Origin of the sequence: Pectobacterium atrosepticum (genome assembly GCF_000740965.1) — a bacterium.
In the GTDB taxonomy this organism is placed as follows: Bacteria; Pseudomonadota; Gammaproteobacteria; order Enterobacterales; family Enterobacteriaceae; genus Pectobacterium; species Pectobacterium atrosepticum.
In genome coordinates this window covers 2,871,366-2,886,847 of the sequence record NZ_CP009125.1, presented here as the reverse complement: position 1 = coordinate 2,886,847, position 15,482 = coordinate 2,871,366, and the positions used below count along the sequence as shown (strand labels likewise).

8 protein-coding genes are annotated in these 15,482 nt (G+C 52.8%); 5 read left to right on the top strand and 3 right to left on the bottom strand.

Annotation, left to right across the window (positions count from 1 at the left end; all coding sequences use genetic code 11):
* Positions 1-57 precede the first annotated feature (57 nt).
* Complete coding sequence (locus GZ59_RS12710; protein WP_039292212.1) at positions 58-1,992, bottom strand: exoribonuclease II; 1,935 nt, start codon at positions 1,990-1,992, stop codon at positions 58-60.
* 405 nt (positions 1,993-2,397) lie between these two features.
* On the bottom strand, positions 2,398-4,710 hold the full coding sequence (locus GZ59_RS12705; protein ID WP_039292209.1) for an FdhF/YdeP family oxidoreductase: 2,313 nt from the start codon (positions 4,708-4,710) through the stop codon (positions 2,398-2,400).
* A gap of 292 nt (positions 4,711-5,002) precedes the next feature.
* Between GZ59_RS12705 and GZ59_RS12700 the strand changes: the two genes are divergently transcribed.
* On the top strand, positions 5,003-5,905 hold the full coding sequence (locus tag GZ59_RS12700; RefSeq protein ID WP_039292206.1) for a LysR family transcriptional regulator: 903 nt from the start codon (positions 5,003-5,005) through the stop codon (positions 5,903-5,905).
* Here the strand turns inward: GZ59_RS12700 and GZ59_RS12695 are convergent.
* The gene (locus tag GZ59_RS12695; protein WP_039292202.1) at positions 5,896-6,966 is read right to left on the bottom strand and encodes a LacI family DNA-binding transcriptional regulator; all 1,071 of its coding nucleotides are present in this window, start codon (positions 6,964-6,966) and stop codon (positions 5,896-5,898) included. The genes GZ59_RS12700 and GZ59_RS12695 overlap by 10 nt on opposite strands.
* Before the next feature lie 320 nt (positions 6,967-7,286).
* Here GZ59_RS12695 and GZ59_RS12690 point away from each other — a divergent pair, with 320 nt between their 5' ends.
* The 4 genes from GZ59_RS12690 to GZ59_RS12675 all read left to right on the top strand — a co-directional run bounded on the left by GZ59_RS12690 (position 7,287) and on the right by GZ59_RS12675 (position 15,402).
* Positions 7,287-8,597 carry an MFS transporter gene (locus GZ59_RS12690; protein ID WP_039292199.1) on the top strand — a complete coding sequence of 437 codons (1,311 nt, stop codon included), beginning with the start codon at positions 7,287-7,289 and terminating at the stop codon, positions 8,595-8,597.
* A 158-nt stretch (positions 8,598-8,755) separates the two neighbouring features.
* Positions 8,756-11,122, top strand: a complete 2,367-nt coding sequence (locus GZ59_RS12685) for a glycoside hydrolase family 31 protein (protein WP_039292196.1) — start codon at positions 8,756-8,758, stop codon at positions 11,120-11,122.
* A 348-nt stretch (positions 11,123-11,470) separates the two neighbouring features.
* A complete protein-coding gene (locus GZ59_RS12680) occupies positions 11,471-14,347 on the top strand; it encodes a flavocytochrome c (protein WP_039292192.1) in 2,877 nt (958 codons plus the stop codon).
* 83 nt (positions 14,348-14,430) lie between these two features.
* Positions 14,431-15,402, top strand: coding sequence for an FAD:protein FMN transferase (locus GZ59_RS12675; protein WP_039292189.1), 972 nt, complete (start codon positions 14,431-14,433; stop codon positions 15,400-15,402).
* Positions 15,403-15,482 lie beyond the last annotated feature (80 nt).

Genomic DNA, 15,482 nt, shown 5'->3' with positions numbered 1-15,482 from the left:
CGGGTCAGTTCACTATGAACGCCCGCGCGGAGATGCTGTATTGCAGCAGTATGACTATTATGCGGCAGGTTTTGCCACGATGCTGCGGGTTTCCAGACGAACTTCAGCGATGATGACGTCCAGCGTATCCCCCTGACGATAAACCACTTCGCCTTTTACCGAGAGGGTACCCATTTCCTGGCTGCACACCAGTTCATCGCGCACGGCGTGGATAAAGGATGACGGAATAAACACCACCGCGCCGTTATCTAAAAGGCGAACGCGCAGGCCACCGCGCGTGACGTCAATGATTTCCGCGTTGAAGCGAATATCTGTACCTGCTTTATCCTTAAGGTAGCGAGCATACAGCCAGTCACCGACATCACGCTCAGCCATACGGTTAAGGCGACGGCGCTCGGCCAGTTGTACCGTGACGTCGTCCTGCGGTTTTTCCGCGGCCTGTCCGGTGATAATCGCTTTCAGCAAACGGTGGTTCACCATATCGCCGTATTTACGGATCGGGGATGTCCAGGTGGCATAAGCTTCCAGCCCCAGACCAAAGTGTGGCCCCGGTGTGGTGCTGACTTCTGCAAATGACTGGAAGCGACGGATACGGCTATCCAGGAACTGCGTCGGCTGGGCATCCAGCTCGCGGCGCAGCGTGCAGAAGCCATCGAGCGTCAACAGCGTCTGCGCGTCGGCCTGAACGCCATGCGTGTCCAGTACGGCGACCGCTTGTTCAATCGAGGCAGGATCGAAGCCGTTATGCACGTTATAGATGCCAAAGCCCAGCTTGTCGCGCAGCACAATGGCTGCGCAGACGTTGGCTGCAATCATTGATTCTTCAACGATACGGTTAGCGATGCGACGGTGTTCAACTACGATATCCAACACTTCGCCTTTTTCACCCAGCAGGAAGCGATAATCCGGGCGATCTTTAAACACCAGCGCGTGTGTGGTGCGCCATTCACTGCGTGCCAGACAGAGGCGATGCAGCAAACGGATTTGTTCGGCAATCTCTTCGTTCTGCGGCTGCCATTCGCCTTGGTTTTCCAACCAGTCAGAGACGTTGTCATACGCTAATTTGGCTTTGGATTCGATCGAGGCGGCAAAGAAGTGGATATCGTCACCCAGCGCACCGTCAGCGGCAATCGTCACGCGGCAGGCGAGAACAGGGCGACGCTCGTTCGGGCGCAGGGAACAGATATCGTCCGACAGCGCGCGCGGCAGCATCGGGATGTTGAAGCCGGGCAAATAGTTGGTGAAGGCGCGCTGGCGTGCAATGTTGTCCAACTCGCTGCCTGCATCCACATAGGCGGTTGGGTCGGCGATAGCGATCGTTAATTGCAGTGAACCATCACCGTTGTCCTGCACATACAGTGCATCGTCCATATCTTCGGTGCTGGCGCTGTCGATGGTGACAAAGTTCAGTGCCGTCAGATCTTCACGGACGAGTTCGCCATCATGGCGTTCAGTGGTTTCAACTTCTGGGGCAGAACGCTCCAAATTGTGGCGTGACAACGTCACCCACCACGGCACCAGTGGGTCATCGCCCGTGGTGATGTACTGCGTCAGCTCGGCATGAAATCCACGATCGCCCTTCAACGGGTGACGACGCATTTCAGCTACGGCCCAATCGCCTTCCTGAAAATCGTCTGTAACATCACGCGCGGCTCGGCAGGGAATCGCCTCTTTCAGCAGCGGGTGGTCAGGCGTAATTGATAAGCGATCGTCTTTTTTATGGATACGCCCAACAAATCGGGTAAGGAAAGGTTCGATCAGCGTTTCTGGCTCGACAATTTCCCGATCTTTTTCCGTATGCAGGGTGGCGGTAATCCGGTCACCGTGCATCACTTTTTTCATGTGTGGAGGCGGAATGAAATAGCTTTTTTGTCCGTCAGCTTCAAGAAAGCCAAATCCCTTATCGGTACCTTTGACGACACCTTCAACACGCGGTGTCTTAGAGTGAAGTTGCTGTTTTAGCTGTGCAAGCAGCGGATTATCTTGAAACATAGCGTCCAGAAATACGATTGTGAGTGGCCCAATTAGCAGTTCACAGTTTTACTCGAATCAGGTGCTGGCGGCAAGAATAATCGGGGATGCCGCGGCCGTATAACGGTAGCGAAAGGGCAGATAAATACGAATAAAGTCAATGCTGATTGGCGTGAGGCCCCTGTCATGTGCGCCATTAGTTTTGCAATGCGAGTTATGGTGTAGAACCTATCTCAGTAGGCGTTATTGGTGCAGCCAGTTTGGACTCGGACAGCGCGGAAAAACCGGAGCGTACACGTAGTACGTGAGGATTATTCGCTACGCTCACCCTGGGGGCCGCCCCAAGTGGCGTTCAAACGCAATTGCGTTTGTTTGAGCACTGCCCAGGTTCAAAATGGCAAATAAAATAGCCTACTGGATAGGTTCTTAAGCGATGCGCAGCAGAGACTCCGCTTGCGTACTGCGCCGAACGCTAACCGGTACTGACTTAGAGGTCGGCGTGTGCGTTTCATCGCCAAAACTGGACAGCGGCACCAGCGGGTTGGTTTCTGGGTAATAGGCCGCCAGATTACCGCGTGGAATATTGTAGCTCACCAGCTTGAAGCCGTTGACGATGCGGGTAATGCCATCGTTCCACAGCGTCTCTATATCGACCAGATCGCCATCTTCCAGTCCTAACGCGGCAATGTCATCCGGGTGCATGAACAGCACTTTCCGCTGACCATAAACGCCGCGATAGCGGTCATCCAGACCATAAATCGTGGTGTTGTACTGATCGTGTGAACGCAGGGTTTGCAGCGTAAAGGGTACATTGCTGCCTTGCAGTTGCGGGAACAGCGTATCGGGCAGCGCGGCATGGCCGAATTGGGCTTTTTCGTTGAGGGTATTAAAGCGGAGTTCGGCGGCCGCATTGCCGAGATAAAATCCGCCCGGCAGGTCGCAGTTGGCGTTGAAATCCGTGAAGCCGGGAATGGTGGCGGCGATATGGTCGCGGATGTGTGAATAATCATCCGCCAGCGCCAGCCAGTCGAGTTTTTCATTGCCGAAAACCGCGTTAGCAATACCGCAAACAATGGCCGTTTCCGAGCGCTGTAATGGCGAAAGAGGCTGTCCGACGCCCTGCGACGCGTGCACCATGCTGAAGGAATCCTCGACGGTAATAAACTGTGCACCGCTGGCCTGCATATCGAGATCGGTACGGCCGAGCGTTGGCAGAATTAGTGCATCGACCTTGCCGGTAACCAGATGGCTGCGGTTGAGTTTGGTACTGATATGTACGGTTAGATCGCAACGGCTGAGTGCTTCTTCGGTGCGTGCCGAATCCGGCGCGGCAGCAGCGAGGTTACCACCCAGCGCGATCAGCACTTTTATTTCATCGCGCAGCATGGCTTCCAGCGCTTCTACCGTGTTGTGGCCTGCGGCGTAAGGGGGGGGGAAATCATAATGCGCAGCCAGACGATCAAGAAACGCGGCACTTGGTTTTTCATCGATCCCCATCGTGCGATTACCCTGCACATTACTATGACCGCGTACTGGGCATAACCCCGCACCCGGTTTCCCCAACTGCCCAAACAGCAGTTGCAGGTTCACGATTTCGCGCACGGTGGCAACGGAATGCTTGTGCTGAGTAATCCCCATCGCCCAGGTGCAAATTACGCGCGGTGACTGCTGATAAATCGCCGCCACAGAGCGCAACTGTGCTTCGCTCAGGCCTGACTGCTGTTCGATCTTCTGCCAGCTTGTCGTATCGACAACGGCGAGGTAGTCGTTTACCTGTTGGGTATGCGTGGACAGGAAATCTTGATCGAATAACCCCGTGTCTCCGGCAGACAGACGCTGACGATGCGTTTCCAGCAGCGCTTTTACCATGCCACGCACGGCAGCCATATCACCGCCCAGATTAGGTTGCAGGTAGGTTTCGCTGATGGTGCCGGATAATGGCGTGAGCAGCTCCAGCGGATTCTGTGGATTGGCAAAACGTTCCAGCCCGCGCTCGCGGAGCGTATTGAAGGAGACGATGTGCGCGCCGCGATCGGCAGCATGACGCAGACTGTGCAGCATACGTGGGTGGTTGGTGCCGGGGTTCTGACCGAAGACGAAAATCGCGTCAGCGTGTTCGAAATCATCCAATCGGATAGTCCCTTTGCCGACGCCGATGCTCTGTTTCAGGCCGATGCCGCTGGCTTCATGGCACATATTCGAGCAGTCAGGAAAATTGTTGGTGCCCAGCATACGGCCAAAAAGTTGATACAGATAAGACGCTTCATTGCTGGCTCGGCCGGAGGTATAAAGCTCCACCTGATTAGGGTGTTCCATGTTACTGATATGGTGAGCGATCAGCGTAAAAACCGCGTCCCAGTCGATGGGAACATAGCGATCGCTGGCGCGGTCGTAGCGCATCGGGTGGGTTAAGCGGCCCTGATACTCAAGGAAATAGTCACTTTGCTGGCGCAGCGTGGTGACGCTGTGGGCGGCAAAGAAATCCAGATCGACCGCTTTGCGCGTCGCTTCCCAACTCACCGCCTTCGCGCCGTTTTCACAAAAGCTGAACGTGCTGCTGTTGTCATCACCCCAGGCACAGCCGGGGCAGTCAAATCCTTTCGATTTATTGACACGCAACAAGTTTCGGATATTTTTCAGCGCTTGCTTGCTATCGAGGACAAAACGCGTGGTGGCTTCCAACGAGCCCCAGCCGCCAGCCGCGTTGCGGTATGGCTTGATAGATGGTTTGAATTTCATATGTGTTCCGCAGGTGAATCAACCCGTCATACTTCAAGTTGCAGGTGTGTTGGCCGCCTCGCTCACCCCAGTCACTTACTTATGTAAGCTCTTGGGGACTCGCTGCGTTGCCGCCGGCCTGAAACTCGAATTATTTAGGGTTTTGTTTTTTTTATGTGAACAAAACTTTAAATGTTTGCTCTTATTTTGAAGTTTAGGTGTCGTCGGCGATCGCGTCTAATCAAATACGGCTATGGTGGGATAGAGGCGGTTTATCGGTATACTTGTCGCTCACCCACTACAGAGTCCGACGATGGATATTAAGCAACTGCAATACCTGTGCAATTTGGAGAAAGAGCGCCATTTTGGTCGGGCAGCGGAAGCCAGTTTTGTCAGTCAGCCAACGCTCTCCATGCGGTTGAAAAATTTGGAGCGGGAGTTGGATCTGGCGTTAATCAACCGGGGTAACAATTTTGAAGGTTTTACCGCCGAAGGCGAGCGCGTGCTGGCTTGGGCGCGGGAGATCGTTTCAGTTTATCAGGGATTAAAACTGGAAGTTGCCTCGCTGAAACGTGGCGTAAGCGGGGTATTGCGCATCGGCGCGGTGCCGCAAAGCAGTATCGCGTTGTCGAGCCTGCTGGCGGCGGTGAATAAGGAATACCCACAGCTGGATTTTCAAATCTCGCTGTTCAGTGCGGATCAACTGCTGGAAGCGTTGAATGCGCATTCGGTAGATGTCGGCATCGGCTTTTTTGAATTCTCAACGCTACAGGAATTGCACTTTCAGGCATCGCCTCTGACAGAGCAGGGCGTTGACCTGTTGTTCCATCCGCACCATTTCCCGCAGTTGGTGGGTGATGCGCCGCTGGCACTCGATGCACTTTCCGACGTACCGCTCTGTTTGGCGGAAGCCAGCCGCTATTTTCGTCGCTATCTGGATAGCCATTTTCGTGAAATGGGCGTCTCGCCGTGGGTAAAGGTAGAAAGCGCTTCCGTTCTGCAACTGATCCAAAGCGTCTATGTTGGGCTTGGCTGCGGGATTGTGCCCCACGGCAGCCTGATCCCAGAGATGACGCCTGCGTTAACGCTGCGTCCGTTGCAATTTCCCCCGATGCGCCGCCAGCCTGCCGTTGTCATCGCGCAGGCGGGCAGAGCGACGGCGTTGGCACAGAATTTCTTTGACGTGGCACAGCAGTGGTTGCAGGCTCAGTCATAGAGGCTTTTGTCCTGTACCGGGGCAACCGATTTGCTTCCGCGAAGCCGTCTGACGGACTGGCGAATCACCAGCGTACCGTTTAACAGCAGGTTGCCAACGGGGGCGTCGGGGCGAATCAGACGATATTGCAACAGTTTGACGGCCTCTTCGCCCAGCGCCTCACGCGGCACATGTACCGATGTTAGCGGCACATCGTGAATCGCGGAGAGATTGAACCCATCCATGCTCATCACGGAGACGTCCTGCGGCACGCGTAATCCCGCCTTGTTCAGTGCATTCACCGCCCCAACCGCGATAAAGTCACCGCCTGCCAGAATCGCCGTGGGCCATTTGTCCTGCGGGCAACGGGCTAAAAAATCGCTCATCGCGTGTTCTGCATCCGCCGTGCTGAAATTATCTAACGCCAGCAAATGCTCTTCAGGGGAGAAAGAAAGGTTATGGTGCTGATAGGCATCGCGGATGCCGTCGAGGCGCAGCTCCATCGTGTAGCGACGCAGGCACAATAGCGTTAACACGGTATGGTGACCCTGTTCAAAGAGATAGTGGGCGGAGAACTCGCCAATTAACCGATGTGCTGGTGCCACACCCGGTAACCTCATCTTACGGTCGATGCAGTTAATCAACACGCAAGGCTTCCCGCTGTCTGCCGCCAGTGCGTGAATATACGGGTCGTCAATACCGATAAGCAGGGCGGCCTCCGTGGCCGGATCGCGCATTTTGTCTAAAAACAGCGCCACGTCGCTGTCATTTTCCTCCAGCCCGCAGTATCGCACTCGCACATCGTGTGGCTTCAGGGCATCAATAATGCTTTGCACCACCTTGTGATAGAAGATATCGGACCGAATATCAAACGCACGCGGTGGGGCGAAGATAGTCAGCCCGTTCAAAAGCAGGCGGCCGTTGGCGAGATCGGCCAATACCCCGCATTGACGGGCGCAGTTGAGGATGTCTGCTTTGGCTCGCTCGCTGGTATTGGACTGACCAGACAGCACGCGTGAAACGGTACTGATCGAGTAGCCCGTCCGCTGCGAGATTTCACGTATTTTCAGGTTTCCTTTCATTTTGTGATCCCGTTCACTTTTGAAAATGACAAAGTTTTCATCACTATCTATCACCTGTTATTAGGTGATCGAGGCGGTTTTTTGCCTGCATTTCGACCATATCATGAAAATGTTTTCAAAAAAGTGAGTGTTTCGCGATTTTCAATTGTTCTACTCTCAATTTGGTAAACCAATTCCAGTGGTTACATGTAATAAAATAGGATTTAAACTAATAAATACAATGAGATGAAAATGTTCTGATCGTCCGATAGGCTATAAATACAAAAATGCCTTCGAGATATCAGACCAATGTAACCCTACTATCCTGTAAAGGAGTCACCATGAGTCTCGACATCAATCCGTCCTCCATCGCTACCAAAGGTAAACGGACATTCAGAAACCTGCGCTGGTGGATGTTGAGCCTGTTTCTGCTCGGCGTTACCGTTAACTACATCACGCGTAATTCGCTCGGTATTCTGGCACCAGAACTGAAAACCAGTATGGGCATCACCACCGAACAATATTCCTGGATTGTGGGTGCATTCCAGCTTGCATATACCATTTTTCAGCCGATTTGCGGCTGGCTGATCGATGTCATCGGTCTGAAAATAGGCTTTATGATCTGTGCGGTGATATGGGCGCTCATGTGCATACTCCACGCGGGAGCAGGAAGTTGGGTGCACCTTGCGATTCTACGCTTCTTTATGGGGGCGTCCGAAGCTGCCGCAACACCAGCGAACGCCAAAACGCTGGGCGAATGGTTCCCTAAGAAAGAGCGACCGATTGCGGCAGGCTGGGCCGGTGTCGGTTTTTCCATCGGTGCGATGCTGGCACCGCCGATTATCGTCGTCGCGCATGCCTATCTCGGCTGGCAGGGCGCATTTATGTTCACGGGTGCGCTGGCGCTGATGTGGGTAGTGCTGTGGTGGCTGTTCTACCATAACCCAGAAGAACACCCCAATTTAAGCCGTGAGGAGCTGGATTTCATCCGGCAGGACAATGAAGCTCCCCCTGTCAAATTGCCTTTCTTCACCGCACTGAAAACGGTCTCAAAAAATAAACGCTTTTATGGTATCGCGCTTCCGGCATTTATGGCGGAGCCCGCGTGGGCCGTACTCAGCTTTTGGGTGCCGCTCTATCTGGCGAATGAACGCGGTATGGACCTGAAACAGATCGCGATGTTCGCGTGGCTGCCGTTTCTTGCTGCCGATCTGGGCAGTATCGCCAGCGGTTACCTCACTCGGCTTTACGCCCGCTGGTTCGGCTGTTCACGCGTCAACTCGATTGTGGCCAGTTCGGTAACGGGCGCATTTCTGATGCTGTCACTGGCGCTGGTCGCCATCAGTAAAGATCCGTGGGTGGCGATTCTCCTTATTTCTATCGGTGGGTTCGGCCATCAGGTGATTTCCTGCATGTTGAGTGCACTGGTAGTGGAGTCGTTTGATAAAGGGCAGATGGCAACTGTGAACGGGATGCGTGGTTCGTTTGCGTGGATTGCCAGCTTTCTGTTCTCGCTGCTGATTGGCGTTACTGCCGACAAGATCGGGTTTAATCCGCTGTTTGTGGCGATGGGATTCTTCGATCTGATTGGTGCCGTCTTTCTGATTGCGTTTATTGCTGAACGCCGTGGGAAAACGCGCACGCAGGCATAACGGTTTATGCCGACCGTTTAAGAAGCGAGATACACGGAGCGACCCCGGGGTGAGGCTTTCCTACGGTAACCTCATCCCCGTGTTTCTCCTAACAATGGGCTTACGTGACCTGCATCAAGCGTAACGGCTGGTTTATTTTTTCCTGAAAAGGACGCTGTATGAAAACGTTGAAAAATTGGGTGTTTCGTCATCAGAGCACCGATCATGTTGAGCTGCTGGTGGACGACAGACATGTTTTTCGCCTGTACGTGCTTGAGCCTATGTTGGCCCGCGTGCTGATTAAACAGAATGGCGAACTGAGTCTGAACCGCACCTGGAGCATTGCGCCGCAGCAGGATGTTCCTTGGGAGGGGCGCAACCGTGAAAGTAGCGACGGTTTCAGCCTGCCGGGGTTTTCACTGGAACATCTGGACGACGTGCTGCGTATCAGCACCGCGCGGATGCGCATTACGATTCACCAGCCGCTGTGGCTGGCGTGGGAATATCGGGATGAGCAGGGCGAATGGCAGCCGTTTGCTGCTGACCGACCGACCAGTGCCTACCTGCTGAACCCACACGGCGAGGGCGTTGCGCACTATCAGCGCCGTTTCCCGACAGAGCGCTATTATGGTTTGGGTGAAAAAGCAGGCGATCTTGAACGTACTGGACGCCGATTTGAGTTTCGTAATCTGGATGCTATGGGCTACAACGCGGCGAGTACCGACCCGCTGTACAAGCATGTTCCTTTCACCATCACCCGGCGTGAGGATGTCAGCTTTGGTCTGTTCTACGATAACCTGAGCACGACATGGCTCGATCTCGGCAATGAAATCGATAATTATCATCTGGCGTATCGACGCTATCAGGCGGAGGCGGGCGATCTCGATTATTACCTGTTTATTGGGCCACGTGTGCTGGATGTGACAAAAGCCTTCGTGCGGCTGACGGGGAAAACGCTCTTTGGGCCAAAATGGAGTCTGGGCTACAGCGGTTCCACCATGCATTACACCGATGCACCCGATGCGCAGCAGCAGTTGATGAAATTTATTGCGCTGTGCCGTGAACACCATATTCCGTGTGATTCGTTTCAACTCTCGTCGGGCTACACGTCGATTAACAATAAGCGTTATGTGTTTAACTGGAACCACGACAAAGTCCCTCAACCTGAAGTGATGTCGCAGGCGTTCCACGATGCTGGCCTCAAGCTGGCGGCCAATATCAAACCCTGTTTACTGCAAGATCACCCGAAATACGATGAGGTGTCGGCGCAGGGGCTGTTTATCCGTGATTCCGAATCGGATGAGCCCGAACGTTCCAGCTTTTGGGACGACGAAGGTTCTCACCTTGATTTCACTAACCCCGCAACGGTGGCTTGGTGGCAGGAGAACGTCACTCGGCAACTGCTGGAGAAAGGCATCGACTCGACGTGGAATGACAACAACGAGTATGAAGTCTGGGATGGCGAAGCCCGTTGTCACGGGTTCGGCCAACCGATGGCGATCAAAAATATTCGTCCGCTGATGCCGCTGTTGATGATGCGCGCCTCGCTGGAAGCACAACAGCGCTTCGCCCCGACGTTGCGTCCTTATTTAATCTCTCGTTCCGGCTGTGCGGGAATGCAGCGCTATGTGCAGACCTGGAGCGGCGATAACCGCACCAACTGGCAGACGCTACGCTACAACACCCGAATGGGAGTAGGGATGAGTCTGTCCGGCTTGTTTAATGTTGGGCATGACGTCGGGGGGTTTTCTGGTGACAAGCCGGACGCCGAGCTTTTTGTGCGCTGGGTACAAAACGGGGTGATGCACCCGCGTTTCACCATCCACTCCTGGAATGATGACCATACGGTGAACGAACCGTGGATGTATCCCTCGGTAACGGCTGCAATACGCAGCGCGATTGAACTTCGCTATCGTCTTCTGCCGTATTTTTATACGTTGCTCTGGCAGGCCAGTGCGGACGATGAACCGATGCTGCGACCGACGTTCCTCGATCACGAACAGGATCGTGCGACGCTGGAGGAAACCGACGATTTCATGCTGGGGCGAGACATTCTGGTCGCCAGCGTGGTTGAACCAGAGCAGCGCCAGCGTACAGTCTATCTACCCGCGAATACGTCTGGCTGGTACGATTTTTATTCCGGCCAATGGTTCAGCGGTGGACAGACGATAGTGTTAGATGCACCGCTGGAACGCCTGCCGCTGCTGGTCAGAGCGGGAGCGATGATCCCGTTGTCGAGCCGAACGGCGTATGTCAGCCAACATGAAGACGAACAGCGCGAATTCCTGCTCTTTCCGCCTACCGCAGGCGGCACGGACAGTGGACTGCTGTTTGAAGATGATGGGGAAACGTGGCAATGGCGTGAAGGAAACGCGTTGTGGTTACGTTGGGAAATCCGCGCGGATAGCCAGCGGATTGACATCACGTTTACGTCAGAAGGACAGTATCAGCCAGCCTGGAAGTACGCGACGCTGCGCTTGCCAGCAGGCGAGCAGCGCAATTTGTACATTAATGGCGTTCGCACGGATACCTATCAACACCAATAGTCACCGCTATACCTATCGCTTCCTATTGCGCCCCGGACTTATTACCGGGGCGTTTTTTTTGTTATGCAGAATATGAATAATATCCGATTGGTTACTGTCAGGATAAAGAGATGTTAATGAAGTGAATGGGATATTAAATATAAAAAAGAGTTGTACTAATACCCTTAATAACAGCGGAACTACACAATAGTTTAAATAGTAAAAAAACGTTTTATAACAGTTAAAAAAATAGATACTTGGTAAGTAATAAGTTCGCGAATTATCAGCCGAAAAAATTAATAAAAACAAAACATGGCGGCTTCTGATTCCTTTGCGAACAGAGTTTTTATTTTAAGTGGAGTATTCACTATGAAGAATAGTCACCATGATTTATTTGCCGCTTTTACACTTCCCAACGGCGCTACGCTGAAAAACCGGGTTTTGATGGCTCCCATGACCACCTGTAGTGGGTTTTACGATGGGAGCGTGACCAAAGAACTGGTGGAATATTATCAGGCCAGAGCAGGCAGCATCGGCACCGTGATTGTAGAGTGCTGTTTTATTGATGATAAAGGGTTGGCCTTTCCTGGCGCGATAGGGATCGACAACGACGACAAAATTGCCGGGCTGACCAAAATTGCGACGGCGATTAAAGAAAAAGGCTCGACGGCGATCCTGCAAATTTATCACGGCGGCCGTATGGTCGAACCGCGTTTTATTGGCGGTGCGACGCCGGTTGCTCCTAGCGCCATTGCTGCACCGCGTGCGGGTGCCATCGTTCCGGTCGCGTTGTCAGGCGATGAAGTCGAAGCCATGATCGGAAAGTTTGGCGCTGCCGTCCATCGTGCCATTCAGGCGGGGTTTGATGGCGTGGAAATACACGGCGCCAACACCTACCTGATTCAACAGTTCTATTCTCCCCACTCTAATCAACGCTCAGATCAATGGGGCGGCAGTCGTGACAAACGCGCGGCGTTTCCGCTTGCCGTTCTGGATATCGCCCACGAGGTAGCCGATAAATACGCCGATCCTGCGTTCATTATCGGTTATCGCTTCTCACCAGAAGAGATTGAAGAGCCGGGTATTCATTTTGATGATTCGATCTATCTGCTGGAAAAACTGGCGGCGCGCGGGCTGGATTATGTCCACTTCTCTATGGGGAATATCCTGCGCTCGTCCATTATCGAGACAAATGATCCGACGCCACTGATTAAAAAATATGTTGCTCGTCGTTCTGCGACATTAGCAGCTATTCCGGTTATTGGCGTAGGCGATATCGTCAATCAAGCAGACGCCGATGCGGCGTTAGAAAATGGTTATGACCTGATTGCTGTTGGCAGAGCCTGTATTGCTTATCCCGATTGGACGGATTGCATTGCCGAGCAGAAAAAACTCGATCTTTATATTGCCAGCGATAAACGTGAAGCACTCATGATCCCCGAGCCGCTGTGGCGTTTTTCATTAGTCGAAGCCATGATTCGGGACGTGAATTTAACCGGCAAGAAATTTAAATCTGGGGTGTATCAGGAAAACGTTCAGGACGAATGTGGCGAATTGCAGATTACTGTCCATTTTGAGCAGAATCGGGTCGCTGATATTGCGTTGGATAATTGTGATATCGATGATTCACTGAAAATCAGTTTTGAAATTATCCGTGAACGTATTTTGGATACCAATAGCCCACACGTTGACGCCGTAACGGGCGCAACAGCGCAGAGTGAGGCGATCAAAAAAGCCGTCACCAAGGCGATGGTGAAATCGAGCAAAGACGCCATTATTGCCGATGGTGGTAATCCGAATGCACGCCGCGAAGCGGACGTTGTGGTGATTGGCAGCGGCGGCGCGGGGCTGGCGGCGGCAATTCAGGCTAGCGAAGAGGGCGCTCGCGTTATCGTCATTGAAAAGATGCCAGTCATCGGCGGCAATACCATCAAGGCCTCTGCCGGGATGAACGCGGCGGGAACGGTCTTCCAGCAAAACAGAGGTATCGAAGATAGCCACGCGCTGTTCTATAACGAAACCCTGAAAAGTGGAAAGCAGAAGAACAACCCGACGTTGGTGCAATATTTCGTCGATCATGCGTCGGATGCGATTAACTGGCTGGCGCAGCACGATATTGAACTGAGCGACATCACCACGACGGGCGGTATGAGCGTGGACAGAACGCATCGGCCTGCCAACGGCGCAGCAGTGGGGGGCTATCTGGTCAGCGGACTGATTAAAAACCTCAATAAATACAATATTGAGGTCCTGCTGGAAACGTCGGTGACGGAGATTGTGCAAGATAAGGGCAAAGTGACCGCCGTCAAAGTCGTTAATGACGAACAGGAAGAAAGCCTGATTACGACAAAAGCGGTGATTGTTGCCACGGGCGGTTTCAGCGCGAATCAGGCGATGGTGGAGTCGTACCGTCCAGACCTGAAAGGGTTTGTCACGACCAACCACAAAGGCGCAACGGGCGGCGGGATTCGTCTGTTGGAGCAGATTGGCGCGGATACGGTGGACATGGGCGAAATTCAAACCCACCCAACGGTTGAACAGACGACCTCTTATCTGATCTCCGAATCCATTCGCGGCGGTGGTGCTATTTTGGTGTCACAGCGTGGAGAACGCTTCTTCAACGAGATGGAAACACGCGATAACGTCTCGTCAGCCATTGTTAACTTGCCGGAAGAATACGCGTACATCCTGTTCGATGAACAGGTGAGAAACCGCAATCGGGCGGTTGAAGAATACGTCGCCCAAGGGCTGACCGTCAGCGCCAGCAGCGTCACCGAACTGGCCGACAAGCTCGACATGCCGCAGGTTGCGTTGCAAGCCACGTTCGAACGCTACAATACCTTTATTGCAGGGAAACACGATGAAGACTTTGGTCGTTCAACGGGCATGCGCGATCCGCTGAATCAAGCACCTTACTACGCCATTAAAGTCGCGCCGGGTGTACACCACACGATGGGTGGGGTGACGATTAATGAGAAAGCGGAAGTGTTGAATCGACATAAAGAGACAATCTCCGGTGCTTATGCGGCAGGAGAAGTGGTGGGGGGGATTCACGGTGCGAACCGCATTGGCGGCAACGCCGTAGCGGATATCATCATCTTCGGCATTCAGGCGGGGATTCAGGCGGCGGCTTATGCGAATTCACCGCGCCATTCTGGCATTTTTCCTACCAAGGCGCGTAAAGCCAAGTTTGTGACATCTATGGCTAAAACGGCTGAAAAACAGTCTGTTATGATAGAAGAATAGCGCTACTGGCGAGCGTATGAAAAGGCGCTCGCCATTTTCCACCGTTTCCTCTCAGTACCTCCTTCGTTCATGGGAATCCCCTTATGCCTTCTGTCGATAACGCTTACGTCTATTCCGTACATCTGATGGGCAGTCCCATTCTGCTTAAACTGTTTACCCATGATGAAACCGCGGTCAGGCAGGTATTTCAGCGTATCAAGCAGCTCGAAGACGTACTCACTGTTAATCGAGCACAGTCGGAAGTGATGAGCATCAACCACGCAGCGGGAAAAGATTATGTTTCGGTCAGCCCGGTTGTTTTTGAATTGATTAAACGTGCCAAAACGGTGAGCTTGATTGAAAACAGCGGTTTTAACGTGGCGATTGGCCCCGTCGTCAAATTATGGAAAATTGGCTTTAGCGGCTGCACGGTGCCTGATGAAGAATCGATACATCGGGCGCTGCTATTAACGCATCCCGAGCGTATTATCCTCAGAGAGCAAGACTGCGCCGTGTTATTAGAAAACGCAGGAATGGAGATCGATCTGGGTGCGATTGCGAAAGGGTATATTGCCGATATCGTCAGGGACGTCCTGCGTCAACACGCTATTCAGGATGCACTGATTAATCTGGGTGGTAATGTACTGGCTATCGGCAGTGCGTTGACGGATGAGCAAGGGCTATGGAGTGTCGGGTTGCAGAAACCTTTTGCGGACCGCGATAGTCTGCTCGGTGTGATTAAGGTGAAGAATAAATCCGTGGTGACCTCCGGTGTTTATGAGCGATTTTTTACCGTGGACGATCGTATCTATCACCATATTCTCGATCCCCAGACGGGTTACCCGCTAGATAATGAGCTGCACAGCGTGACGGTTATCTCGAACGACTCTCTCGACGGTGATACCTACACCACCTTACTCTATGGCATGGGCGTGAGCGCAGGCATTCACTTTCTAAAGAATCTGCAAGATATTGAAGCTGTTTTTGTGACGAAGAATAAAGAGATAATCTTTTCTTCGCAGCGGCACTATCGGTTTGAATTGCTGGATGAGGATTATTTGGTGACTATGTTGTAGTTATCGTTATTCTAAAATAGACAAATAGATGGCCAAGAAAAATCGGCCATCCATTTTTAGTAATACTATTAATCGATGTG

Coding starts and splice junctions, on each gene's coding strand:
- GZ59_RS12710 (WP_039292212.1), bottom strand. CDS start 1,992: ATGTTTCAAGATAATCCGCTGCTTGCACAGCTAAAACAGCAACTTCAC.
- GZ59_RS12705 (WP_039292209.1), bottom strand. CDS start 4,710: ATGAAATTCAAACCATCTATCAAGCCATACCGCAACGCGGCTGGCGGC.
- GZ59_RS12700 (WP_039292206.1), top strand. CDS start 5,003: ATGGATATTAAGCAACTGCAATACCTGTGCAATTTGGAGAAAGAGCGC.
- GZ59_RS12695 (WP_039292202.1), bottom strand. CDS start 6,966: ATGAAAGGAAACCTGAAAATACGTGAAATCTCGCAGCGGACGGGCTAC.
- GZ59_RS12690 (WP_039292199.1), top strand. CDS start 7,287: ATGAGTCTCGACATCAATCCGTCCTCCATCGCTACCAAAGGTAAACGG.
- GZ59_RS12685 (WP_039292196.1), top strand. CDS start 8,756: ATGAAAACGTTGAAAAATTGGGTGTTTCGTCATCAGAGCACCGATCAT.
- GZ59_RS12680 (WP_039292192.1), top strand. CDS start 11,471: ATGAAGAATAGTCACCATGATTTATTTGCCGCTTTTACACTTCCCAAC.
- GZ59_RS12675 (WP_039292189.1), top strand. CDS start 14,431: ATGCCTTCTGTCGATAACGCTTACGTCTATTCCGTACATCTGATGGGC.